The 23,501-nt window shown below is 43.7% G+C and carries 21 protein-coding genes; 10 read left to right on the forward strand and 11 right to left on the reverse strand.

All coding sequences use genetic code 11. The annotated features are described in order from the left end of the window. Positions 1 to 20: 20 nt before the first annotated feature. The 3 genes from JV36_RS0116840 to JV36_RS0116850 are packed head-to-tail and all read left to right on the forward strand — an operon-like array spanning position 21 to position 4,261. The gene (locus JV36_RS0116840) at positions 21 to 1,175 is read left to right on the forward strand and encodes an aromatic ring-hydroxylating oxygenase subunit alpha (protein WP_032097322.1); all 1,155 of its coding nucleotides are present in this window, start codon (positions 21 to 23) and stop codon (positions 1,173 to 1,175) included. Between the two features lie 32 nt (positions 1,176 to 1,207). Continuing rightward, positions 1,208 to 2,581: an FAD-dependent oxidoreductase gene (locus tag JV36_RS0116845; RefSeq protein ID WP_032097321.1), complete on the forward strand. Its 1,374-nt coding sequence runs from the start codon at positions 1,208 to 1,210 to the stop codon at positions 2,579 to 2,581. A gap of 24 nt (positions 2,582 to 2,605) precedes the next feature. Then, positions 2,606 to 4,261: an AMP-binding protein gene (locus JV36_RS0116850; RefSeq protein ID WP_032097320.1), complete on the forward strand. Its 1,656-nt coding sequence runs from the start codon at positions 2,606 to 2,608 to the stop codon at positions 4,259 to 4,261. Positions 4,262 to 4,431: 170 nt separating this feature from the next. Here the strand turns inward: JV36_RS0116850 and JV36_RS0116855 are convergent, their stop codons facing one another. Then, entirely contained in the window at positions 4,432 to 6,681 is a 2,250-nt protein-coding gene (locus JV36_RS0116855; RefSeq protein ID WP_032097319.1) for a penicillin acylase family protein, read from the reverse strand. Positions 6,682 to 6,999: 318 nt separating this feature from the next. Here JV36_RS0116855 and JV36_RS0116865 point away from each other — a divergent pair, with 318 nt between their 5' ends. Further along, positions 7,000 to 7,398 (forward strand): DUF3718 domain-containing protein, encoded by a 399-nt coding sequence (locus JV36_RS0116865; RefSeq protein ID WP_032097317.1) that lies wholly within the window; start codon positions 7,000 to 7,002, stop codon positions 7,396 to 7,398. 171 nt (positions 7,399 to 7,569) lie between these two features. On the opposite strand, the gene JV36_RS0116870 is transcribed toward JV36_RS0116865, so the two are convergent. The 3 genes from JV36_RS0116870 to JV36_RS0116880 are packed head-to-tail and all read right to left on the reverse strand — an operon-like array spanning position 7,570 to position 9,689. Then, the gene (locus JV36_RS0116870) at positions 7,570 to 8,013 is read right to left on the reverse strand and encodes a TIGR01244 family sulfur transferase (protein ID WP_032097316.1); all 444 of its coding nucleotides are present in this window, start codon (positions 8,011 to 8,013) and stop codon (positions 7,570 to 7,572) included. Positions 8,014 to 8,023: 10 nt separating this feature from the next. Continuing rightward, positions 8,024 to 8,878, reverse strand: a complete 855-nt coding sequence (locus JV36_RS0116875) for an MBL fold metallo-hydrolase (RefSeq protein ID WP_032097315.1) — start codon at positions 8,876 to 8,878, stop codon at positions 8,024 to 8,026. A 10-nt stretch (positions 8,879 to 8,888) separates the two neighbouring features. Next, positions 8,889 to 9,689: a sulfite exporter TauE/SafE family protein gene (locus tag JV36_RS0116880; RefSeq protein WP_032097314.1), complete on the reverse strand. Its 801-nt coding sequence runs from the start codon at positions 9,687 to 9,689 to the stop codon at positions 8,889 to 8,891. A 133-nt stretch (positions 9,690 to 9,822) separates the two neighbouring features. Between JV36_RS0116880 and JV36_RS0116885 the strand changes: the two genes are divergently transcribed. Further along, positions 9,823 to 10,275: an RrF2 family transcriptional regulator gene (locus JV36_RS0116885; RefSeq protein ID WP_032097313.1), complete on the forward strand. Its 453-nt coding sequence runs from the start codon at positions 9,823 to 9,825 to the stop codon at positions 10,273 to 10,275. 130 nt (positions 10,276 to 10,405) lie between these two features. Continuing rightward, a complete protein-coding gene (locus JV36_RS0116890; protein ID WP_032097312.1) occupies positions 10,406 to 10,840 on the forward strand; it encodes a DUF3010 family protein in 435 nt (144 codons plus the stop codon). Positions 10,841 to 10,880: 40 nt separating this feature from the next. On the opposite strand, the gene JV36_RS20000 is transcribed toward JV36_RS0116890, so the two are convergent. Next, positions 10,881 to 11,009, reverse strand: a complete 129-nt coding sequence (locus JV36_RS20000; protein ID WP_268746611.1) for a hypothetical protein — start codon at positions 11,007 to 11,009, stop codon at positions 10,881 to 10,883. Between the two features lie 170 nt (positions 11,010 to 11,179). On the opposite strand from JV36_RS20000, the gene JV36_RS0116895 reads away from it, so the two are divergent. Continuing rightward, the gene (locus tag JV36_RS0116895; RefSeq protein ID WP_032097311.1) at positions 11,180 to 11,743 is read left to right on the forward strand and encodes a DUF1439 domain-containing protein; all 564 of its coding nucleotides are present in this window, start codon (positions 11,180 to 11,182) and stop codon (positions 11,741 to 11,743) included. Positions 11,744 to 11,823: 80 nt separating this feature from the next. Beyond that, a complete protein-coding gene (locus tag JV36_RS0116900) occupies positions 11,824 to 13,035 on the forward strand; it encodes a saccharopine dehydrogenase family protein (protein WP_032097310.1) in 1,212 nt (403 codons plus the stop codon). A 68-nt stretch (positions 13,036 to 13,103) separates the two neighbouring features. On the opposite strand, the gene JV36_RS0116905 is transcribed toward JV36_RS0116900, so the two are convergent. The 3 genes from JV36_RS0116905 to JV36_RS19320 all read right to left on the reverse strand — a co-directional run bounded on the left by JV36_RS0116905 (position 13,104) and on the right by JV36_RS19320 (position 16,315). Next, the gene (locus JV36_RS0116905) at positions 13,104 to 14,258 is read right to left on the reverse strand and encodes an acyl-CoA dehydrogenase family protein (RefSeq protein ID WP_032097309.1); all 1,155 of its coding nucleotides are present in this window, start codon (positions 14,256 to 14,258) and stop codon (positions 13,104 to 13,106) included. Between the two features lie 171 nt (positions 14,259 to 14,429). Beyond that, complete coding sequence (locus JV36_RS0116910; protein WP_032097308.1) at positions 14,430 to 15,638, reverse strand: M24 family metallopeptidase; 1,209 nt, start codon at positions 15,636 to 15,638, stop codon at positions 14,430 to 14,432. A gap of 143 nt (positions 15,639 to 15,781) precedes the next feature. After that, positions 15,782 to 16,315, reverse strand: a complete 534-nt coding sequence (locus tag JV36_RS19320; protein ID WP_052010321.1) for a retroviral-like aspartic protease family protein — start codon at positions 16,313 to 16,315, stop codon at positions 15,782 to 15,784. A 302-nt stretch (positions 16,316 to 16,617) separates the two neighbouring features. Here JV36_RS19320 and JV36_RS0116920 point away from each other — a divergent pair, with 302 nt between their 5' ends. After that, on the forward strand, positions 16,618 to 16,983 hold the full coding sequence (locus JV36_RS0116920; protein WP_052010320.1) for a hypothetical protein: 366 nt from the start codon (positions 16,618 to 16,620) through the stop codon (positions 16,981 to 16,983). Positions 16,984 to 17,015: 32 nt separating this feature from the next. Here the strand turns inward: JV36_RS0116920 and JV36_RS19325 are convergent, their stop codons facing one another. Next, positions 17,016 to 19,487 carry a winged helix-turn-helix domain-containing protein gene (locus tag JV36_RS19325; protein ID WP_052010319.1) on the reverse strand — a complete coding sequence of 824 codons (2,472 nt, stop codon included), beginning with the start codon at positions 19,485 to 19,487 and terminating at the stop codon, positions 17,016 to 17,018. A gap of 239 nt (positions 19,488 to 19,726) precedes the next feature. Here JV36_RS19325 and JV36_RS0116930 point away from each other — a divergent pair, with 239 nt between their 5' ends. Beyond that, complete coding sequence (locus tag JV36_RS0116930) at positions 19,727 to 20,188, forward strand: tetratricopeptide repeat protein (RefSeq protein WP_032097307.1); 462 nt, start codon at positions 19,727 to 19,729, stop codon at positions 20,186 to 20,188. Positions 20,189 to 20,345: 157 nt separating this feature from the next. Here JV36_RS0116930 and JV36_RS0116935 read toward each other — a convergent pair whose 3' ends face one another. Both JV36_RS0116935 and JV36_RS0116940 read right to left on the reverse strand, forming a co-directional pair. Next, the gene (locus tag JV36_RS0116935; RefSeq protein WP_032097306.1) at positions 20,346 to 21,464 is read right to left on the reverse strand and encodes an adenosylhomocysteinase; all 1,119 of its coding nucleotides are present in this window, start codon (positions 21,462 to 21,464) and stop codon (positions 20,346 to 20,348) included. Positions 21,465 to 21,569: 105 nt separating this feature from the next. Continuing rightward, on the reverse strand, positions 21,570 to 23,378 hold the full coding sequence (locus JV36_RS0116940; protein ID WP_235207876.1) for a diguanylate cyclase: 1,809 nt from the start codon (positions 23,376 to 23,378) through the stop codon (positions 21,570 to 21,572). Positions 23,379 to 23,501 lie beyond the last annotated feature (123 nt).

Here is a 23,501-nt window from a genome sequence, read left to right on the forward strand (position 1 = left end):
CACCAAATGAGGCGAATAAAATGAGCTCTGATGAAAAGGCACTAATTGCGGATGCAAAAAGTAAAATCCTTAACAAAACTACTTCACTAAAAGGTGATGAGCGCAAAGTAGATTTAGACAGGTATGTATCTACAGAAACGCTCAAGCAAGAGATTTCATCGCTGTATCATCGTGTACCAACTGTACTAATTCATTCGTCAGAGGTGTCAGAGCCAAATAGCTATCAGGCTGTTCAAACTACGCTTGGCTCATTGATTGTGAGTCGGGATGCTTCTGGTAAAGTTCACGTTCTAAGAAATGCATGTCGTCATCGAGGTGCAAAGTTAGTCGATGGCAAAGGTTGTAGTAAACGAATTATTTGCCCATACCACGCTTGGTCATATAGTACAGATGGTGAATTGAGCAATGTACCAGGCCACAGTCACTGCTTCCCTTCTTTAGACAAATCCGAAAACAACTTAATTGAAATCCCTTCAGTGGAAATGTATGGATTTGTTTGGATGTGCCCGAATACAGCTGGAGATTCTGATCTTAAGACAATTTTAAGCGAGCACTTAGGTGACATGGAAGAGGAGTTATTGGGACTAAACACTAATGACTTTAAGGTATATAAACGCACGAAAAAGACTTGGAAAGGAAATTGGAAGCTATTTGCTGAAGGGGGATTTGAAACCTACCATTTTACCTTTGCGCATAAGAATACAATTGCACCTTACTTTCACAACAATACGGCCGTGATAGATCAAATTGGTAATCATTTCAGGGTTTTTATGCCCACAAAGGTACTGACTACTGAAGATTCCCCTGAACAACACGCTCTCTCCATGCATGACTGTAGCCATACGCTTTATTACTTCACACCTAACATGGGGTTGTTAGTACAAAAAGAACATATCGACCTTATTCAAATGCGTCCTATTTCTGTTGACGAAACAGAAATTTCAATCAGCACGCTAATTCCTGAGTCTGCAGATTTACAAGACCCTCAACAAATTAGTCACTGGCAAAAAAATAACGAAATCACAAACCGTACTCTTGATGAGGACTGGGCACTGGGCGCTTCAATCCAAGAATCAATTAACGACAATGCTGTTCCCTATTTGCATTACGGAAAAAACGAATGGGCACTCCATGCTTTCAACCAGGTTTTAAATCACTTGATAGCTAAAAATTAAGCCACTTAAGTGAACTAATTCAGGAGGTAGTGATGTCGACATTCAGAGTGTGGGAATGCCAGATTTGTAATTGGATTTACGACGAAGAAAAAGGGTGTCCCGAGGAAAGTATCGAGCCGGGTACGCGTTGGCAAGACATTCCTGACGACTGGACTTGCCCAGAATGCGGGGTTGGAAAAGACGATTTTGAAATGATTGAAGTAGCCCCACCTTCAGTAGAAAAACATTCACAGAATAAAACTAGTATCAACGGCACCGAGCCACCAATAATTATTATAGGGACTGGTTATGCAGGGTATCACTTATTAAGGTCACTACGAAAGGAGGGCAATATTGGCAAGGTTGTGATGTACACCACTGATGATGGTGCGTTTTACTCAAAGCCAAAATTGTCGGCGAGTTTCTCTGAACACAAGCAAGCATCACAACTTATATCTTCTAGTGCGGAAGATATGGCTAATCAATATCAGGCTGAAATTAATATCTTCACCCAAATAGAAAATATTGACGTGAACAATAAATGCGTCGTATTGGCCGGAGGTGTCTCTCGTTCCTACTCAAAATTGGTCTTAGCTACAGGTGCTACTCCTAAACAACTGCCACTCGAAGGGAATGGTTTAGACAAGGTGTTAAGCGTTAATAATCTTTTTGATTATGCAAAATTCACTACGTTACTTCCTAAGAAGGCGGGAAAAGTTGCCATTATAGGCGCAGGCCTTATCGGTTGTGAATTTGCCGATGATATCTCTCGTGCAGGTCACCATGTAAGCATCATTGATCCTATGGGCGAGCCCCTCACTATGCTCGCCCCCGAAATAGTTGGTCAGAAACTCGCTAAGTGCTTCATCCAACAAGGTATCAACATGTATATGGAACAATTTGTAACACGTATCGACCAAAGTGATAGCGGCGTTTTGTTATCGTTAAGCAGTGGTCAAACATTAAGTGCCAATCTGGTGCTGTCGGCAATCGGAATTACACCCAATATCAAACTTGCAAAGAGTAGTGGCCTGAATACTGATGTAGGAGTAGTCGTCGATAAAACACTTCAAACGTCAGTAAAGGATATTTTCGCTGTTGGAGATTGCGCACAAGTAGATAATCTTCATCTGCCTTACATCGCTCCCATTAATGCCCAAATTACTGCACTAGTAAACAACTTGCTAGGTAAGACATCTGCGATCAATTACCCACCAATGCCAGTTATTGTAAAAACCAAACTGTGCCCTATTACTGTCATGCCACAACTCGGACGGCAGGGTATATGGACTGTAGATAGCCAAGACAAAGAGGGGGTGACCGCTAGATGTATAAATGCAAACAACGAACTACTGGGATTTGCACTGACAGGTACAAAGGTCAGTTCAGCTTCAACGCTTACTACACAGTGTAAAGAACTGCTTTAAATTAAATCTGTCATAGGAATGTATATGAACTGTATCTTGCCATCTGAAAAACTGCTCGAGAATTTTTTAACTTATCCAGATATGGTTGCATTTCACCAACCTGAGAATCGCATTTGGAAAACTTACACATGGAGTGAAGTGCAGCATGCTGTCAATCAAATTATTGTCCACTTGCGAAGGCTGGGTTTGCAAAAGGGCGACTGCGTTGCTATTTACTCTAAAAACACAGCGGAGTGGATCATTACAGACTGGGCAATAATGCTTGCTGGAATGATTTCTGTTCCTGTATACCCAACAGCAAATGTCGACACAGTTAAATACATTCTGGATAGAACCAAAACAAAAGCGATTTTTATTGGCAAATTGGATGCACCCGAAGTTGCTGAAAAGGCAATAGGTAGAGACACTCCTAGCATCGCATTACCTGCAGGTAATTCCGCGGCAACTTATGATTGGTCAGACTGGATAAGTCAACCAGAGCAGTTTGTAGATTATCACCACCCCGGTAGAAATGAAGTTATGAGTATTATGTATACGTCAGGATCTACAGGGAACCCTAAAGGTGTAGAGCTAACGCAACTTGCTTACGCTACTGCCTGTACTGATTCTTGTAACATGCTTAATGTAAGAGAAGGCGACCGCTTATTTTCGTATCTCCCACTTGCTCATATTGCAGAACGTGTAGTGACAGAAGGGCTGCTATTATATTCTAAAGGTGTAAGTGCCTATTTCTCAGAATCGCTTGAGACTTTCACCCCTGATCTTCAGTATGCAAAACCAACTATTTTCTTTTCTGTACCTCGACTGTGGGACAAGTTTTTATCGAATGTTTATCAGGTACTGCCGCAGAGAAAGATCAACATTTTACTTACCTTGCCTCTCATCAGTAGAGCGATTAAGCGCAAAATCAAACGTAAACTTGGTTTTGAACACACTCGTGCTTGGATAACCGCCGCAGCACCAATTTCCGAAACGACACTTCATGCCTTTGCCAAATTGGGGATCAACATTTCCGAAGCTTGGGGAATGACTGAAACCACAGGCGGAGGGTGCATAAATTATCCTTTCCGGACAGAATTAATTGGCACTATAGGCTTTCCGTACACTCATGCAGCGGTAAGACTGTCTGAAGAGGGTGAACTTCAAGTCAAAGGCGAAAACGTTTATAGACAATACCACCTAAACCCAGAAGCTACCGCAAAGAGTTTTACCGAAGATGGTTGGTTCAGAACTGGCGATAGAGGGATGATGAATAAAAATGGAGCATTTAAAATAGTTGGCCGTCTAAAAGAGGAGTTCAAGACTAGTAGTGGTAAATATATAATTCCAGTCCCCATAGAAACTAAACTGACGCAATCCTCATTAGTAGAGATGGCATGCGTAACAGGTTCACATTGTGCTCATCCATACGCAATTATTGTCCTCGCAGAATCTGCACCAACCAATAAGAAGGACATAGAATCTGCACTATTGCAGCTATTGAGTAGTGTGAATAATACATTGGAAAGTCACCAGAAATTATCCCATATGCTGATTGCAGCAACACCTTGGACGATAGACAATAATCTTCTGACGCCTACAATGAAAATTAAGCGTTACCAGTTAGAAAAGCGATACCAAACTAAGCATTCTGATCAAAGCAAATTATCCGGCGTGGTGTGGGAGTCTAATTCAAACTGATTAAGAAACAGCGTACTGTCCGAGTGTCGGTCTATTGCGTAGCGACTAATCAGATCCCCGGCCTTTGGCACCATTCTCGTTAAGCAAAGAGTAAACCGACTTTAAGTCGGTTTTTTTGTGCCTGCAGTTTGATTAATCGGCACGCTAGCGCACCGTTCTTTTACAGTTCTCTAGTTTATTCGGCGCTGCCCAGGCCGATACGTTTCCTCGGCGTTTGCTGAAATATCTTCATCGTAAAAATAAACGTCTCGCAGTTTGCCTGATGCGTATACAGCAGCTTGGTCATTGTAATGTGGAGAACTCGGATCGTTACTTAAGCCACCAGCGGTAATTGCCTTAGCTTTTAACTTTTCACCAAACTCGACCGCTGCCACAAAACTGTTTCCCCGCGTGCCGTAAATACGTTTTGTCTCGCCTTGGCCGTAGTTTTGCCCAAAGGCCGCCAATGCTCCCCAACGACCTGATGCGAAACCAACGGGTAAGCTGGGGGCATCGTCGTCAAAGTGCTGACGAATGTTTGGGCTTATTCGCTGGAAGCGGTTTATCTCGCCCCATGGGGTTTGCCACGAGCCGAAATCGGCCTTAAGTTTATTTACTGCCGCACTTAAAGACATCAATCGCTCTTCATGTGATGCCGCACTTTCCATATAGGTATACACACTGAGTCCCGCGCTTCGCGCTTTATTGCGCACCGACTTCATAAAGTCCGTAGCCCAATAAACGGCAACGGAAGTAGGCACGCTCTCAACGCTACTGCGATTATCCCATGCTTGTAATGCTGCTATAGGCGCTGCCAATGCTTTCTTTCGTGGGTCGGAACTTGGCAGTGAATTAAAGGCCTCGAACAAGGGTGGTAGCAACACATCAAAGCCAGTTAGATGGCTATCGTAAGCGGCATTAATAAGACTATCGACGTCAAAATCAGTCGTATTTTTGAGTAAATTAATGGCGTGAATACCGCGATAGTTTTCAGTGGTACCGGAATAATACGCAGGATAATCCGCCTTTTTAGGGCTGAACTCTGCCGCCGCGCTGTAAGGCCAGTTATTGGTATTTTGAATCCAGCCATTACCCGGGTTTTTAATATGAATATGCTCTTCTAATGGATGAATACCTTGCCAATCTGTCGCGGGGTTACTTCCATCTACTGGTTGAGTAAAATCAAAAGCCGTATCTCGACGAGGTACAAAATTACCGTGAAAGTAAGCAATAGTGCCATCGGCGTCTGCATACACAGTGTTGTTAGACGAGTTTGTTAAGCCTTTCATTGCTGCATAAAACTCATCGTAATTTTGCGCTTTTGTGCGCGAATAAGACTGTATCAAGGCTTTAACTGGCTCTTCCATCAAGCGCACCGACACCCACTTGCCGTTATGAGAACGCACAATTGGCCCACGATGGGTAAAGTAAGCGGTCACTTGCTTTTGCTTCATGCTGCCATCTTTGGCTTTAAAGGGAAGTTCAATGAGTCGTGTTTCGAGTTTGCGCTGCTCATTTCCGTATTGATAATACAGGCCGTCATTTCTCTCGATGACTGTTTCAGCGTATTCGTCTATTACGTCTACGTAGGTTGATGTATGCATCCACCCCACTCGCTCGTTAAAGCCCTGGTAGATAAAGAATTGCCCCCACGTAGATGCCCCATAGGCATTTAACCCTTCCTCTGATTGCACATGCGCCTCGTGCCTAAAATAAAAGCTGGTATGTGGGTTTACTAAAAGAAGTGCGTTGCCGTTTTTGGTACGACTCGGTGCAATGGCAAAGCCGTTTGAGCCGCCGGGCTCGGCGTTTAATTGATTGGCTGTATTTAATAGGTCAATATCAAAGGAAACATTTGCCATATCATCACCGTAAAATTCGGCCAATCGAGCCATGTTTACGCCCCGCTCAATATCTCCACCAATACTGCCCTCACTAAAGGTGAGCGCCATCCACGGTTCAAAACGTGTTATTACTTTGGGTTTTACCTCGGGATGCGTGTAAAGGTAATAATTTAGGCCATCGGCAAACGCGACCATTAATTTTTTAAGCCACTCAGGGCTTTCTTCATACTGCTTTTTAATTTGCTTAGGCTGAATAAACAGCTTCATTCGAAGGTCTCGGTATAGTTCATCCTCGCCGAGATCTTCAGCTAAACGGCCCATGGCATTAATGTAATTGCGCTCTATTCGATTAAAGTCGTCTTCGGCCTGGGCATAAAGCATTCCAAACACTGCATCTGCATCAGTTTTCCCTTTAATATGGGGAATGCCCCAGTTATCGCGGGTAATAGTCACGTTCTTTGCCGTTGCTTCCCAGCGCAAGACGTCCCTTGATTGATTATCAATTTCCTGATCAACTGCGGGCGTCTTATTATCCGACGAGCACGCGGAAATAAGCATAGTCACAAATACAGCAAAACAAACCGACAGGCACTTCATGTGCTTTTCCTTATTTTTAGTTGTAAACAAAACCTACTACTCATTAATTCAACTGTAAAGAAAGCCCCCAGTATTGATGTGTAAAGTGCCCTCAATGTCGATTAAAGCGCCCGCGGCGCGAATTAAAAAGCCCGCGGCGCTGATTTTTTATGACCATTATTGGCTTTGCTGCAAAGGGCTTAGCCTAAAGTATAGTTTTGAATACCTATATATCGCCCAACATGTTTTTGTTTTTGTGAAGGTGGCGTTTAATACAACTCAAGCAGCGACGAGTGAGTTGCAAAAAACATTAAACAATTAACCACAGGAACTTTAACCATGTTGAAAATAGTTAAAACCTCTATCATCATCGCAGCATCTACACTTGCTTTTTCTAACGCAGCACAAGCAGACGGTATCAGCGATGCACTCGCTAACATCTGTACTATCGTACAGGCTGACGACAAAGGTGAGCTTCGTAAAAAAATGCGTAGCGTTCAGTCAGATTTTCGTTTAAAACTTCGCGATTATTACTCTGGTATCTCATGTGACGGTCAAAGTCTTATTCGCACGGCAGTAGCCAACAATGCGATTGAAGTGGGCACGTTACTAGTGAAGAAAATGCCTAGTAAAGACCTTCAGGCACCAGAAGCAGACGGCAAAACACTACAAGCGTGGATTGCTGAGCAGGGTCTACAAGACTCACCCATTTCTGCAGAGCTTAACGGAAGAATTTAATTCCAACCGAACCAAATACATCACACCATGTGAGTAACAGTTTCAACATGGTAGCGGCTCCGGGCCGCACTAGAGGCCCCTTTATTGGGGCCTCGCCTTTTTTTTTGAACGTTTTAGGTTTTGCTAACTGTTCTCGCCCCTCAAACATGCCTACCTCAATAAAGTCAGGGATTAATCAGCTTGAACAGTGGGCGTTTCACAACTGTTTTGAAGGCGCAGCACCATACCACTTAGGTCATAACCTGCCTTTTGCGATTGGCTAAGTATCTCTTCAAATGACAGGATTTTTGCCGCTGTCATCGCCCACAATGTGATGGAGCGAGTCCCCGTTCTGCAATACGCAAAAACAGGGGCTTTCAATTTTTGTAGGTTTTCTTCGAATTTTATGGCATCTTCCGTTGTTACCTTCCCACTCACCACGGGTTGATAAACGCAGGGAATGCCCACAGAGGTTGCTTTCGCTTCTATCTCAGAAAATGTAGGCTGATCTGCGCCTTCACCGTTTGGCCTATTGCAAACAATTGACTTAAACCCGGCAGCTTTAATTGCCTCTATATCTTCAACTAAAATTTGGGGTGAAACTGAAAGCTGTTGTGTAACATTAGCGTATTGCATATTCCACCTCCTAAATAGCGTTTACAGGAATTTTGATGAATTGTTTACCGCTCTTTGAAGGTGCTCCAAATTGTCCATTTCTCAGGTTCGTCTGGATAGCGGGTAGCAGTAGTTTTGGCACAGCGAGGGTTGCATCTCTCGCTTCACGCTTTTCAACGTATTCTGCTAAAGGCACATCAGGGCGGATTTGCTTATTGGTTTCTTTTGCTTCTTTGATGGATAGGGTAGAGAGTGGCTCGTTACCTTCTTTCGGGTAGTCGTGCCCAAGAAAGACAACGGTCTCTTCGGGCAGAGTAAAAAAACGTTGAATGGTGTTATAAAGTTGCTCTGCACTACCGCCCGGGAAATCGCATCTTGCGGTACCTAAGTCTGGCGCGAACATGGTATCTCCGACAAAAATCTTGCCATCGACTAAAAAACTCGCACAGGCTGGTGTGTGACCCGGCGTATGCCATACCGTCACTTCATATTTACCGATGTTAAACGTATCGCCTTCTTCAAATAAAACATCAAACTGACTGCCATCATTTGGCGTGTCATTGGAGGTTTCAAAAACGTCTAACCACATATCGAGAACTTTTTTGATTCCAGAGCCAATACCAATTTTGCCGCCCACTTTCGACTTCACATAATGCGCTGCTGTTATATGATCTGCGTGTACGTGGGTCTCTAAAATCCATTGATTAATAAGCTGGTTGTCATTAATAAATGTAATAACTTTGTCGGCGCTGTCCATAGCCACTCGACCAGAATAAATGTCGTAGTCGGTAACCGAATCTATAACAGCACATTTTTTCGAACTAGGATCGAAAAGCACGTACGTAAATGTTGCAGTCTTATCGTCGTAGAAAGTTTCAACGTTCATGGTATTCCCCTTAAAGAAGCTCTTTTGACATAATAAAAACGGCGATAACTAGAGTGAAAAAGGCAAAGAACTTTTGTAAAGCTGCACCATCTAGTTTCCCCGCTACTTTTGTGGAGATTGCCATTCCAATAAACGTCGCCACCAACATGAGTGGCAGCAAAGGCATCTCCAATTGAATTCCGGTTTGTAAATCGCCAACAAAGCCAAGTAGTGACTTAAGTGCGATTATGAATAGAGAAGCACCCACGGCATTTTTCATGGGCATTCCTAAAATTAGAACGAGTGCTGGAATGATAAGAAAACCGCCACCGGCACCAAGTATTCCAGTTATTACACCTACCACAGCGCCTTCTATGACAATAAGGGCAATGTTTGGAGAGGTATTTTTGATCGCTACATCAGCAGGGGCCGCTTTGCTATATGCCTTCTTCAACATCATTGCCGCAGAGGCCAGCATCAAAGAGGCAAACAACACCATGATGCCCAAATTTTTATCTATCGATATTGATTGAAACTCGATGGTCTCTGGTATTGCGGGCATAAGGTAAGCACGAGATAGGTAGACCGCTATAATGGAGGGAATGGCGAACAATATGGAAGATTTCACATCGACCAAGCCTTCTTTGAAATAGCGCACTGCACCATAGGCTGCTGTTGCACCAACAATGAGTAGTGAATATCCAGTAGCTACATCTGGAGTAACTCCCATTAAGTAGACCAATATGGGAACGGTAAGTATTGAGCCACCACCGCCTATTACGCCTAGCACCAACCCCATGAGTACAGCTGCAATGTAACCAAGAATCATCATTATCACGCCACCTTATTACATAAAAATATATCTTAGAACAAAATATACAATAAAGTATATTCTAAATATATATTTATATTTATCCATTACGGTAAAATTTAGAAATCACAGCAATCGGATTTTTAAATGACATATGAAAATAAACACGTTTACTAACTTGGCATTTCGAGTTCTTATTTATTTAGCTTTACGAAAAAATAGAACGGTGAAAACCAGTGAGATTGCTGATGCATACTTTGTTTCATACAACCATTTGAAAAAAGTTATCTCTTTACTCATAGAGCACGGATATATCTTGGGCACTAAAGGGCGTGGTGGCGGCATCAGGCTCGCCTTAGAGCCGAAAGATATTAATATTGGGAAAGTGTTCAGACTTACGGTGGAAGATATTGCATTGGCTGAATGCTTTGCTTCACCAACCAACCAGTGCGTCATCTCCCCAACCTGCAGATTGAGAACGATTCTTGAGGACGCAACAGCTAAATTCATTGCAGAATTAGACCAATACTCTCTTTACGATCTTGTTGAGGGAAGAGAGGGGGCCTTGGCGATGCACCTTGCAATAGATTTTATTGAGCTAGAATAGCCCCTTTCTTTTCTCGACCCTCACCCACTTTTATCTGCACCTTGCGGTTGATGGATGAAAATTTTAGACATAGCTCTTCAAGTATACTGAAACAGGCTATAATGGTGTGCTGATATCAATAGGAAATAGTATGAAAGTTTGTGGTGTAGATTTAAAAGGTAATGAAGCGACGGTATGTCTTTTGTCATTAATAGACGGCTTGTTTCATGTACCTGACTGCCGAACCCGCCGTTTAACGCTGGCCGATACCAGTGCGAAAGGTCTTAAAAGTTTTCAAAGTACGTTTGAAAAATTAATGGCCGACTACAAAATTGATGCTGTCGTTATTCGTCAGCGCCAGAGTAAAGGCAAATTTGCTGGCAGCGCCATTGGATTTAAGCTTGAAGCGGCTATTGAATTAATTGATGGGTTAGAGGTTGTTGTATTTGGCCCCACTGAAATTAAAGAATCGTTGCGCAGAAATCCGGTTGCAGTGCCATTTTCAGATACAGGGTTAAAACAATTTCAAGAGCCGGCTTTCACCACGGCCTATGCCTGGTTAATGAAACGTGCTCACCAAGAATAACAACATTAAGCGCCTGCAGTTATTACAGGCGCTTTGCTAATTAATTGACGACTATTGCCCAGTTGGCATCATCTTCTGACGCCGACCAATAAAGGTTCATAGGCCCCGCTCCTTCTTCAACAACCCACACTTGAGCCACTAAATTTTCAACATCACCACCTATTGTCAACTGGTACTCAGCAGAGCCAGACGGCAAGGTGGTGCGAAGTTGGCAGATTTTGAATCACAGCTGAAACTATTAGCTAATAGGTAAACGCCTTATGACGTTAAAAGGTAGACCTCACACAGCCTTTAATGTCTACTATGTGCCAACATGAATGTAAGAAGAGAGTAGATGTAATGAAGTATTTATCCCTATTGGCCGTCATTGTATTTTTGAATGGGTGCGCAGCACTGTCTCAGCTATCTGTGTATACGGTTTCAAATGCAGATGTTGAGCAGGTATTAGGTAGTCAGCTAGATAAACTTCAGCAAAAAGCGTCGCTTGCTGGTATTCCTTTACTGTTAGAGGTAAACGACATATCGGTAAACATTGGCCCCGAAGGAAGAAACGTTGTTCAATTAGGCACCGACGCCACAGCCAGCATAAACGCGTTTGGATTTAGCTATCCCGCCAAAATACGCTTGTCTTTAGAAGGCACACCTTATTATGACAGTGAGAAAAAAGCGATTTTTGTTCACTCATTGTCGTTGCTTGATAGCACTGTGGATGCGGCGGGATATAAAGGCAACCTCGCACCTTTGAGCAAAGAAGTGATGCAGCTTATCAATGGCTACTTAGTGTCTAACCCCGTGTATAAATTAGACACAACAAATAAAACGGTTAACCTTCTCTCTAGTATTCCCATCACATTATCTGTTGAGCAAGGAAAGCTGGCTCTTCGCCCTCAGCAGGGCAAGTAGAGTAGATAGAAAAGTAGAGAAGTTGACCTAGCTTAGATATTTGTACCTAGATTTTACAACCACATCATTATAAGAAGAGTATGAACACGACTACGCCCTCAAAAGAATTCGACATACTGTTATATGGCGCCACCTCCTTCGTTGGCAAAATCATGATTTCCTATCTTGCTAAGTACGCTGAAGAAACCTTTTCTTGGGCTATTGCAGGAAGAGATGAGCAAAAGCTTCTCGCATTAAAAAAAGAGCATGGCTTAACATCAGTCCCTCACTTTGTTGCTGATGCCAGCGACGAAACCGCGCTTACCGCGTTGTGCGAGAAAACCAAGGTTATTATCTCCACTGTGGGGCCTTATGCGCTATACGGTGAGACTCTAGTAAAAGTATGTGCAAACACCGGCACAGATTACTGCGACTTAACCGGTGAGCCTCAATGGATAAAAGCGATGCTCGATAAATATGAACCTCAGGCACAAGCCTCAGGAGCTCGTATTATTAATTGTTCAGGATTCGACTCAATCCCATCAGATTTAGGGGTTTATTTTTCCCAGCGAAGCGCTATCGAAAAAACGGGAAGCCCTGCCACGCAAATAAAGATGCGGGTATATAAGATTAAAGGCGCAGCATCTGGGGGCACTATCGCCAGCATGTTAAACGTACTTAAAGAGGCCAGTGACAACCCAAGTCTTAGAAAGCTTTTGGTAAACCCTTATATGCTTTGTAATGCTGGACATCCTTTTCATTTACGCCAAAAAAATCATAAAAAAGCAGAATACGATAACGACCTTAGCATTTGGACAATGCCCTTTGTTATGGCAGCCATTAATGAGCGTATTGTTCATCGCAGTAATCAACTGCTTGGCACTCTGTATGGCAAAGACTTCAAATACGATGAAGCTATGTCGAGCAAAACCGCGAGCACGGCATGGATAACTACCCTTGGTTTAGGTGCATTTGTAGGGGCGGCCAGTTTTGCGCCAATAAGGAATTTACTCGCAAATCACATTTTACCAAAACCTGGTGAAGGCCCATCGGTTGAAGATCAAGAAAACGGCATGTTCGACATGCGCTTTTATGCTGAATTAAACAATGGCAAGAGGCAGGTGGTACAAGTTATCGGTGACAAAGACCCAGGGTATGGCAGTACTGCAAAAATGCTTTCGCAAGCTGCGCTTTGCTTGGCAAAAGATATCCCCGATGTGAAAGGTGGCTTTTGGACCCCTGCCTCAGTTCTCGGTGATGCTTTGATACATCGTTTGGGCAAGCATGCTGGCGTCGTTATTAAAGAATTATAAAAGAACCATAAAAAAATCGTAAAAGAAATGAAGCCCGCAAAATAAGCGGGCTCATTAAATAACACAATTTAACGCCCTAGCATTCCACGGGCAATGACTTCTTTCATAATTTCGGAGCTGCCTGCATAAATGGTTTGTACCCGTGCATCTCGATAAAAACGTGAAATAGGATATTCATCGGTGTAGCCATAGCCGCCGAATAATTGCAGACATTCATTCACCATTTTTAACTGCATCTCGGTGGCTGCCAATTTAAGCATCGCTGCATCGGTTACCGTCATTTCGTCACGACTAAACTTGTCCATGTGTTTTTCTAATAGCGCTTTACACATTTCAAGTTCAGTCTGACATTCGGCTAATTTAAACCGCGTATTTTGAAATTGCCCTACTGTTTGACCAAACGCCTTGCGTTGGGTTACGTAATCAATGGTAAGGTCGAGTGCACCTTGTGCATGACCAATAGCTTGCACTGCACAACCCAAGCGCTCTCTAGGTAGCTCTTGCATTAAATAGGCAAACCCACGTCCCTCTTCGCCTAATAGTGCGTTAGCTGGAATCTTCATATTTTCAAAAAAGAGTTCTCCAGTATCGCTGCTGTGCTGACCTATTTTGTGAATGGGTTTTCCGGTAGAAAACCCAGGAAGACTGGTGTCGACCAAAAACAATGACACCCCTTTAGCACCTGCTTTTGGGTCGGTCTTGGCGCAAACAATGATCATATCGGCCTGGTTGCCATTGGTGATAAACACCTTTGAGCCGTTGAGAATGTAGCTATCATCCTCTTTTACAGCGTTAGTTTTCATGCCTGCCACATCGCTGCCTGCATTGGGCTCTGTCATTGCTAGTGCGGTAAGCACTTCCCCTGTGGCCATTTTAGGCAACCAGTAGTCTTTTTGTTCTTCGGTTCCAATGTTTAACAGATAGGGCGCTACAATATTGGCGTGAATATTATAGCCCGTTGCTAAACTGTGCAGACCAAGACGACACATTTCTTCTTGAATCATCTGACAAACATCAAAACTAGCATCAGCTGCCCCATACTTTTCAGGCATATCAACAAGCAACATTCCCGCTCGTCCCATGGTATGCCACACTTCCCGAGGCATGTGATGGTCGTCTTCCCATTTTGAATAATGGGGAAGTATTTCTTGGTCCATAAAACGCAATACCATGTCTTTGAACATCGTAAGCTCTTCATTGATTGCAGCATTATTGTCAGACATCACTTTACCTCATGAGACTTAGTCGGGCGGCAATTCGCCCTTTATAATTTACAACTTTTTTACATTACAATGAGTGTAGAGGATCCCTCTGAAGGGTTCGAATGATGTTTATCTAGTATGCGTAATCACTACTATTTATTGACCGGTATGAGATAGGGTTTTAAAAGCCGCTTAGTCATTAAACGGCTCAGTGATTGATTTACTTGGCTCGGTAAACCATACAGGGCCGGTGTCAGTGACATAAAAATGATCTTCTAAACGAATGCCAAACTCACCGGGCACAACAATCATAGGCTCGTTGCTAAAACACATACCGGGCGCTAGTTGATGAGGGTTGTCTTTAACTAAATAAGGCCATTCATGGATGTCCATCCCAATACCATGACCCGTCCGGTGAGGCAATCCAGGCAGCGTATAATCTGGCCCTAAGCCTTCAGCTTCTAAGCTGTGCCTTGCGGCTGCATCTACGTCGCCGCATGTGCTTCCCAACGTTGCCGCATTAAACGCCGCTATTTGCGCCTGTTTCTCACTATTCCACAGCAGCCTTTGCTTTGCACTTGGCTCGCCAAAACAGTAGGTTCGTGTAATATCTGATAGGTATCCATGCAGCTTGCAGCCAGTATCGATTAAAACAAGATCGTTGGCTTTTAAAACCTGAGGATCTTTCACCCCGTGTGGAAACGAGGTGGCCTTGCCAAACAAAACGATACAGAAATAACTTCCGCTTGCACCCACTTTCCTGTGGGCTTCGTTGATGAAGGCCTCTACTTCCGTAGTTGTCATTCCTTCTTTGAGCATACTTGCGGTTGCCTTATGAACCGCTAACGTCATATCCATGGCTCGCTGAATAAGTGCTAGCTCATGAGGCGATTTGTGCATACGGCAATGGGCAGTCACTTCGCTACCATTGATTATTTCAATGGTATTAGGCAAGATTTTACTGAATCCATCCACAATGAAAAACTGTGTTGATTCATCGACTGCAACCTTGCTGCCATTCGCGGTATCAATGTCGCTCAGTAGCTTGGCGAATAAGGCGTAAGGGCTCTCGTGCTCTTGCCAACCTTCTATGTGTCCAGCAATAAGCTTACGCTCTTCTAAGGAATCAATCTCAAAGGTCGGGGCAATATAAACAACGTCTCCACGAGCTGGCAATATGGCGCCAACTAAGCGCTCGCTGGCGTACCACTGCATTCCCGTAAAATAGGCTAAATTAGTACCTGCATTGAGATAAAGGGCGGCTATATTATTAGCCTGCATGTAGCGCTGCGCTTTTTCTATTCTGCTTGTGTGCTCTGAAACAGAAGGTTGTTCCATATCTGTTGTCATGTCGCGCAGTGTTGCTAGTGCTTCTTGCTGAGTTTTTCCGCCGATTTGCATGAAATGTTTGCCTCGTTACGTCAAATGCAGTGTGGCTAATCTACATGATTGGTAACGGTGCCGATAGGAAAACGCTATAGAGGACAGAATGAAAAAGATAGAACAATGGAAACTGGTTTTTACAAGACTGGTTATAAAAGCGGTTATAAAACGGGTTTTGCAGGGCCTTTTGCGAGTAATTCTGAGCTTACATCATCGTCGCATTGGTGCAGCGTTAATGTGGGTGGCGACATTTGAATACCAAACGGTGCTGCTCTGCCCAACACTTCCATTCCGAGGATATTGTGCTGATTGTCCATTACAGCCACCTTTACATTATCAAAATGACAGTCTGCACTTAACGCCAATGTAGGTATGGTGTAAAGCTTCACCTTGTGCTTTTTACCGTTCGCTAGTTTAGCAATCACCACGCCTTCTTCAGTCACATTTTGCTGAGCTGCAAAAACCTTAAAGGTGGCTTTATTCAAAATAGTTAGGGAAGAGCCAGTATCAATGAGGTAGTTGAATTCGCGCTTGTCCGCATCAAAACTTTGTAAGTACAAGGTTCCGCCACTGCTGCTTGTTAACGAAAACGAATTGGCGTTAGCCACACTACTGCTCAATATATTGCCTGTGAATACTGCAATAAAGATCGTCAACAATGTGCTTATTGAAAGGCGCTTAGTGTGTATTTTCATATATCGTAATTAGCTTCATTCGCAGCAATGAATGGTATGAAGATAAACACAGCAATAACGAAGCCAAATAATAAGCCTATGATTTTGCGATAGTTACTTTATTTTTCAGCAGCACTTCGCACCAACAGCGTGCAAAGGAGCACATAAAACGTGCATTTCCCCTGTTTGTTGATAAAGCCTTTTTGCCATTACCTTCTTAACTGATAGCTTTTACCTATCGCGAGATAGGGTTATTTTTTTGTCATCAAAAGTTAGACTTTAGACGTACAAATCAGTGATTATTCGCAAAATGAGGGTTTACCATGAAGAAACTTGTACTACCTCTTTTATTGCTATCTTCGATAGCCGCTGTACCGTTCGCTACTGCTGTTGCCAACGAAGGCGCAGACAATACGAGCATAACGAAAATGATTATTGTGGATCGTACTGGCAAGCCGCCTTTTAAGCGCAAACTTGTTGAAGTACAGGAGCACGATGTGGCTCAGTTTGAGCTGCTAGGCGCTGCCACTGAATGTGAAAATAGAATGAGCGTGGACATGCGTGGTAAGCCGCCATTTAAACGCTCAGTTGAATGCATTCCAGTTATTGACGTTGCTCAATTTGAAACTATTGAAGGGAACAGCAGCTCAACCAACTTTAGCGGTCATCCTCCATTCAAACGCCGTTAATAGCCTATCGGTTATGTTAATTTGAAGCGGTGTCAATCTGACACCGCTTTTTCAAATCTGTCTTTAAATCCAGTCTGCTTTGCCCATACTGGGTAAGCATGAATAAATGCAGTCAGCGCTTTGCTAATATTAGGCACTGATTGAGAAGAAAGCTGAAGTAGTGCTAACGCAGCCTCTGCGTTGTGGCTATTTACCATTGGGTTAACTGTGTTTAGCGATGGGAAATGGGCGCGAATGACATCAAAGCCAACACTTTCTTGCTGTGTCGCTATGTATCCCTCGGTAAGCATTGGAATAACACTGAATGCTTGCGTCTGCTTTTGGAGAAGCGGCTCCATAAGCGCGATATCTGTATTGCTAATCGCCTCCCTCTCTAGCCTGTCTCCATGGGTTTTCCAGAACCTGGCCGTAGTGGTATCGCCTAACAATGACGCGGTATGGGTAAACCACTGGTTCGCTTTATTTGCATTGCCCTGCACTGAATAAAGCGTGCCAAGGTATGCGGCGTTAATCGTTGAAAATGGATCGATGGTCAAACAGGCTTCCATCACATCGATGGCGTCATTATTGTTGCCCTGTAACGCTAGCACCCTAGCCTTCCACACATAAGCCCATGTGTAAGCACTATCTAACTCCAATGCGTTATCAAGCGCGGCCAGCGCTTGCGTCGTTTCACCTCGCCAATAATGGACAATAGCAAGGTTAACATTCACCCATGGCGATAGAGGCTCTATCTCACGAGCTTGTTGTGCAAACGACAGTGCTCTATCGGGTGATAGCTGCGCTAGCGCTAACTCTGAATGTAAGTAAAGACTCGTTGCATTGTCTGCATCCTCGCTAAGCACACGATTTAGTGATGCTGCTGCTTTTTTAAAGTCAAAACTTAAGGTTGCCAAAATAGCTGTGGCATTATGTGCATTAGCGTCGTTTGGGTTTAAACGCAATGCATTATCAATAGCAGCCCTTGCCTTAGGCAACGCCTGCTCTTGGGGTATATATAAATCATAAAAATTATACCGCGCATAAATGTACGCAAGACTGCCATAAGCAGCAGAAAACGCAGGGTCGTAATTAACGGCGTCTAAAAACGCGGCTTCGGCTTTGCTAAACCACTCGCTGGTAGTGCCATTCATCCACCAATAGGTGCCTTTTAGATACGCTTGGTAAGCAGCAGCATCGTCGGTGATCCCTGCCTTTATTGGCGCCTTAGATGAAGAGTGGCTGCTGGAAACCTGCGCAATAATTGCATTAGAAATTTCAAGCTGCACTTTTAGTAAGTCATTGTTGGTGACATCGTACTGAGCGGTCCATAAGGCTTTGTCTTCAAACGGAGCAATCAGTCGAACGGATATTCTAAAGCTTTGGTTAATACGCCTGACGCTTCCCTCAAGGGCATAATTGACATTTAAAGTCGTGGCAATGTCGGCAAGAGAAAGTCCCTGTTTGGTCAGCGCCAAAGTAGAGTATCGCGAAGGCACGTTAAAGCCAGGAGTCGTAGACAAGCTCGAAATTATTTCCTCGGTAAGCCCAAGTGAAATATACGACGAGTCGGTATCATCTGAAATCTGACTAAAAGGCAGTATTGCAATAGAATTGCTCTCAAGCGACGATTGCTTGGTGCTGTCTAACAACGGGTTATCACTCCCTGTGAATAACCATATGATAGCGGTTGCGATAACAGCAACCACCAGCACACCAGCTAGCAACCAAAACCTCTGATTCTTTTTCAATGTACTCTTCTGTATAGAATGATGAGCGCTTTGGCGAGTGCTTTGACGAGGGCTTTTTCCGCTTTTCACAGAAGACTCTTCGGCCTTCTCACTGTTGGGCGCCGACTCAATATTCGCAGCGCTCTCTGGTTTTTGTATACTTTCCGTTGAGCCTGCTGCTGATCCTGTGCTTGGGTCTGTGCTCAAGCCAATGTTGGAGTCTCTGCTTGAGACTTTATTTGCATCTTCATTTATAAGTGACGCGCTGCCTTCGATAGGTGTAGTTGCAGACTTTTGGTTTTGGTTTCTGTTTAGGGCTGGGTTTTGATCCAGGCTTTGGTTCAGGCATTGGTCGGCGGTGTTGCCACTGGTTTCAGCATTCATGTTAACTGCTGCTTGCGTCGTTGGGGTACTTAAAGAGGACTTATTCGCAGACGGCGTATTTGAAAGCTGATTATTTGAAGAGCTCATAGCGGCTGATAGCTCAAAAGGCGTTACCGTAAGCTTATAGCCTAGTTTGGGAATGGTTTTGATCAGCCGCTTCGATTTATTATCGTTTAGCGCATGACGCAACTGAGAAATAACGCGTGACAGAGCTTCATCAACAACAATTCGTTCTCCCCACACCACCTTGTGCATGTGCTCTCTACTCACTGCCTCAGGTGCATGTTCTGCCAAAACTTTTAACACTTTTATACATTTCGGCTCAATTTTCACAGTGCTATCGTCGCTGGAGATCGTATTCTCCGCGGTATTAACAATATAATTTTCAATACTAAATAGCGTAGACGGCACCAAGCGACCTCATTTGAAAAAACATAAATAATTGAATTATTTGAACTAAAACAGAAAAATAATGAACATTAGGTTTTCATTAGAAAGAAATTTGTTCGTTATTATCTTTTCATCATGTAATTAAATCGAATTTCACTATTCTCCACTCATCGTTTAACAAAACGTTAACCAGCGTCTGACTCACGGCAACGCGATTAGACTAAAAGCAATTCAACTAGCGCGACAAGTGGAAAATTATCATGACTAAACTTTTAACCCTAGCAGCCACACTTCTTTTTGCGACTACTGCGTTAGCGCAAAATAACAATAACGTTTATAAGCTTCGTACTACCGTGGAAAATGTGTACGGCGTTCAGGAAGTAGAGAACGGCAATTATACAGATGGCATTCGTAAATTAAATGCGCAACTAGCGCGCACTACGGTAATGACCAAGCAGGCTCCTCTGCACACAAACCTATGTGTGGCACACATCGCAACAGGCAATTTAGAAGCAGCCCAAACCCATTGTGCAAAGGCCGTTGACCAGTCAGGTAATAAAAGTATCGCCCTAAACAACCTAGCAGTATTGAATTGCTTAGAAAACAAAGCCACGTTGTGTGTTGAGAATTTCGAGCGTTCGGTTGCAGCTAATAAGCTCAACCGCTTCTCATCAAATAACCTAACGCTTGCGAATACTCGCCTTCAAATTTCTAAAAACTAACACAAGGTTTTGCTCTTGACTTGAGTAAGCCTATTTAGAACAAAGTGTAAAGCAACAGCATAAGGCAATGGCGTAAGTCATTGCCTTTTTTGTACTAGCCATGCGTTAAAATACCAACTTAACATACACTTTTAAAATGCAGCATTAAAGCACGGGCCTATAGTGCGGACTTCCAGGCTTTCTCAGGCAGCAAATAAAGCCCGCTTTGATGTGTCGAGCCCTCGCCCACAATATGCCCTATGCCTGACGCCATCACAGCCAGCGTGACATCAAACGCATTTAGGCTGTCGCCGTAACCTGCCGTTAAGTTAAACATAGAGCCATCTGCTAATAAGAAGATGGTTTTGTCTTTGAGCTTATACGCATTGACATAAGGCATGGGCTCGCTGTGACTGCTATTGTCTTTTAGATAGGCAACGTCAATCTCTTTAGCCACATGACCCACATTTAGGATAAACGCGTTATCTTTCATGGTATCTAAATGCCCAGCGCCAATAACCCCTTCAGCGCCTGTTGCCGTGGCAATGATGTCAGCGTCTTTAACCGCTTCTTGTAAATTTACCACCGGCCAGCCGTCATATTTTGCCTGCAGCGCTCGAGCTTGATCCAACTCTGCAACCTGAACTTGTGCTCCAAATGCTTTGGCTGACGCCGCCACACCTTGGCCAACTAAGCCGTAACCGACGACTACCACTACTTTTTCGTGCAGCGTTAGATGTGTAGTTTGAAAAAAGGTTTGCCAGGCGCTAAGCCCTACCATGTGCCGATTATGTAGCCCCTCTTTCACGGGTAAGTCGTCCCAGTTAAATATAGGGTAGCGTGGTGCCATACCGTTTAAACGACTAATGCCAGAGCCTGTGGCTTCCAAACCCGCTTTTATAGTGGGCGTAGACTCTCCTTTGTCGGCATTGTCATGTAAGCGAGTGGTGAGATCTGCGCCCATCTCGCATAAATGTGTGGGCTGCCAGTTCAAGGCTTTATCGAAGGACGCCGACCACTCAGCCTCGCTCATATCACGCCATGCATGTGCTTTTGCACCCTTTTTAACTAAGTAATTTACCACGTCGTCTTGAACGGTGGTGGGATTACAGGTTGTTAAAAATATCTCGCACCCTTGCGATAGCAGCCCTTCAACTAAAGGAGCCATTTTTAAGTCAAGATGCATATTACAGGCTAGTTTTACATTGCTTAAATCGGGTAATGAAGAGACAGCTCGCTTGGTACGAGGCATGTGAAGGCTTGCCCAGTCTAGCTCGGCTTGAAAATTTTGATACATGGATGATGGCCACCGAAAGAAAAGAGAAAGCATACGCTAGAACGCCAATGCTCAACAATGAGCAAACATATAAAAAGCGCTAAAACTTTGCACTACAAGCGTTTATCAGCCTACTACCACGCAATTTCTTCCTTTCTGCTTTGCTACATAGAGCGCTTCATCGGCTACTTTAATGAGCCTTTCAATTTTAGTATCACCCGATTCTTGAGCGCTAAACGCCGCAACACCAATACTGGTAGTCACTGTAGTAATGGATTCACTTGTTACCTCTTTTACGCTCGAACGCAGGGTTTCTGCGAGTGCTTTGGCATCACTCACACTGGTGTCTGGCAAAAATAATAGAAACTCTTCTCCCCCCCATCGAAAAACCAAATCAGAGCTGCGTACTCTCGCCTTGATAGTTTTGGCAACTAACTCTAGAACACCGTCACCTGCGTCATGTCCAAATTCGTCGTTAATTTGTTTAAACCAATCTAAGTCGATTAATACAATCGACATACGCTGCTTTTTACGAACGCCCAGCTCCCAGATGGGATACACCAATTGAGTAAATGCTCTGCGGTTATACAGGTTAGTGAGTGGATCGATTCTAGACGTAAACTCTGCGCTTAATCGAGCTTTATATACTTCTTTAAAATTAAACCCTAAGGAAACTGACAGTAGCGACATTTCCAGCAGCATACCAAGCTCTATACCTCTAAATGCCCACTGTGAGTAGGGCACAACGCCCCATGTTGCCAAGCTCGATACCGTCGCACCGCCAGTGCCAAGTAAAATTGCCGGCACAAAAAACGCCGCTAACACGTTACCGTTTTTGTAACACATTACGCCAATAAGAAGCATCCACAACGACAGCGTGGTTAAAATAACCAGCTGCGCCATAATGGCAAATTGCTGACTGCCATAGGCCAGCATAACCACGGCTAAGGCTAACAGCCCTGCGTATATGAATTTGCGTTTAGCAAATAATGAAGGTAAGTACTTCTTAACATTTAAGAACTCAATAGTGAAAGTTACGCCAGCGGTTATGTAACACAGCATAAGAGTGGGCATGAGCCATTGCTGCACCGATGGCATTTCACCCCAAAGCCACCAGTAACCATGACCTGTATAGGTAAAATTAAAGGCAGTAAAAGCGAGTAAGTAGCAGGAATAAAGTAAGTATCTACGCTCTCTGAGGTAGGTGTAAAGCACCAAGTTATACACCAACAAAATAAGCAGTGCGCCGTACAAAAAGCCATAAAAATAGGCATTTTCAAGCATGACACTTTGCTTCGATTTTTCACTACAGAGGTAGATTGGAATTGTCATTGGATCTTGAGAGATGAAGCGAAACAACACATACGTGTTGCCTGGTGCAAAGACATGACTTACCGAGGGCATTCTAGCGTTGTATGTACGCCCGCTTATCGCCTCAGTGTCGCCTAACGACTCCTGCCTCACTATTTCATTACCGGAAATAAAAAAGATATCGACAACATCTAGCCACGCATTGTCAATTTCGATAACGCTAGATAACCCGCCATCCGTGGTTGTGTCCGCTTGAATAGGTAATACAGCCCACAGCACCTCTTCAGTAAAACCAAAACTCACTCGATTAGCGGTGTTTTCAATGAATTCACCGTCGTTGAATGCCGTCAGCGCTTGTTGAGCGGTAGTAATAGTATTGTCAGGCGTACTTAAAAAGAGTTTATTGTTAACCAGAGAGCGGTGATCTTCGGAGGATGGAATAATTACAAACTTGCTGTCTGCGCTACTTTTGATATCGGTATCGGTGTTTAAGTTAGAGTTAGTATCACTGTTGATAGTATTAGGCTGAGCAGAGGCATACCACGAGATAAACCCACAAACGAAATAAATCATTATTGTGAAAAAGGCGCGAACACCCTTCAACCTATTTTGCTGGCTCACCATACTTCCCTAAAACAGCCGATAAATGAAATCTACTCTTTTTGTAAGATTTTGTGAATATTTTTTAATTAATAAGTTAGGGCTTACCCACTTTCATCGAGAAAACCTCCGTGCAAGTCAAAAGTT

Source organism: Alteromonas sp. LOR (assembly GCF_000753865.1).
In the GTDB taxonomy this organism is placed as follows: Bacteria; Pseudomonadota; Gammaproteobacteria; order Enterobacterales; family Alteromonadaceae; genus Alteromonas.

What these genes read in the sequence shown, in the direction of transcription:
- JV36_RS0116840 (WP_032097322.1), top strand. Translation starts at nt 21, where the DNA reads ATGAGCTCTGATGAAAAGGCACTAATTGCGGATGCAAAAAGTAAAATC.
- JV36_RS0116845 (WP_032097321.1), top strand. Translation starts at nt 1,208, where the DNA reads ATGTCGACATTCAGAGTGTGGGAATGCCAGATTTGTAATTGGATTTAC.
- JV36_RS0116850 (WP_032097320.1), top strand. Translation starts at nt 2,606, where the DNA reads ATGAACTGTATCTTGCCATCTGAAAAACTGCTCGAGAATTTTTTAACT.
- JV36_RS0116855 (WP_032097319.1), bottom strand. Translation starts at nt 6,681, where the DNA reads ATGAAGTGCCTGTCGGTTTGTTTTGCTGTATTTGTGACTATGCTTATT.
- JV36_RS0116865 (WP_032097317.1), top strand. Translation starts at nt 7,000, where the DNA reads ATGTTGAAAATAGTTAAAACCTCTATCATCATCGCAGCATCTACACTT.
- JV36_RS0116870 (WP_032097316.1), bottom strand. Translation starts at nt 8,013, where the DNA reads ATGCAATACGCTAATGTTACACAACAGCTTTCAGTTTCACCCCAAATT.
- JV36_RS0116875 (WP_032097315.1), bottom strand. Translation starts at nt 8,878, where the DNA reads ATGAACGTTGAAACTTTCTACGACGATAAGACTGCAACATTTACGTAC.
- JV36_RS0116880 (WP_032097314.1), bottom strand. Translation starts at nt 9,689, where the DNA reads ATGATGATTCTTGGTTACATTGCAGCTGTACTCATGGGGTTGGTGCTA.
- JV36_RS0116885 (WP_032097313.1), top strand. Translation starts at nt 9,823, where the DNA reads ATGAAAATAAACACGTTTACTAACTTGGCATTTCGAGTTCTTATTTAT.
- JV36_RS0116890 (WP_032097312.1), top strand. Translation starts at nt 10,406, where the DNA reads ATGAAAGTTTGTGGTGTAGATTTAAAAGGTAATGAAGCGACGGTATGT.
- JV36_RS0116895 (WP_032097311.1), top strand. Translation starts at nt 11,180, where the DNA reads ATGAAGTATTTATCCCTATTGGCCGTCATTGTATTTTTGAATGGGTGC.
- JV36_RS0116900 (WP_032097310.1), top strand. Translation starts at nt 11,824, where the DNA reads ATGAACACGACTACGCCCTCAAAAGAATTCGACATACTGTTATATGGC.
- JV36_RS0116905 (WP_032097309.1), bottom strand. Translation starts at nt 14,258, where the DNA reads ATGTCTGACAATAATGCTGCAATCAATGAAGAGCTTACGATGTTCAAA.
- JV36_RS0116910 (WP_032097308.1), bottom strand. Translation starts at nt 15,638, where the DNA reads ATGCAAATCGGCGGAAAAACTCAGCAAGAAGCACTAGCAACACTGCGC.
- JV36_RS19320 (WP_052010321.1), bottom strand. Translation starts at nt 16,315, where the DNA reads ATGAAAATACACACTAAGCGCCTTTCAATAAGCACATTGTTGACGATC.
- JV36_RS0116920 (WP_052010320.1), top strand. Translation starts at nt 16,618, where the DNA reads ATGAAGAAACTTGTACTACCTCTTTTATTGCTATCTTCGATAGCCGCT.
- JV36_RS0116930 (WP_032097307.1), top strand. Translation starts at nt 19,727, where the DNA reads ATGACTAAACTTTTAACCCTAGCAGCCACACTTCTTTTTGCGACTACT.
- JV36_RS0116935 (WP_032097306.1), bottom strand. Translation starts at nt 21,464, where the DNA reads ATGTATCAAAATTTTCAAGCCGAGCTAGACTGGGCAAGCCTTCACATG.
- JV36_RS0116940 (WP_235207876.1), bottom strand. Translation starts at nt 23,378, where the DNA reads ATGGTGAGCCAGCAAAATAGGTTGAAGGGTGTTCGCGCCTTTTTCACA.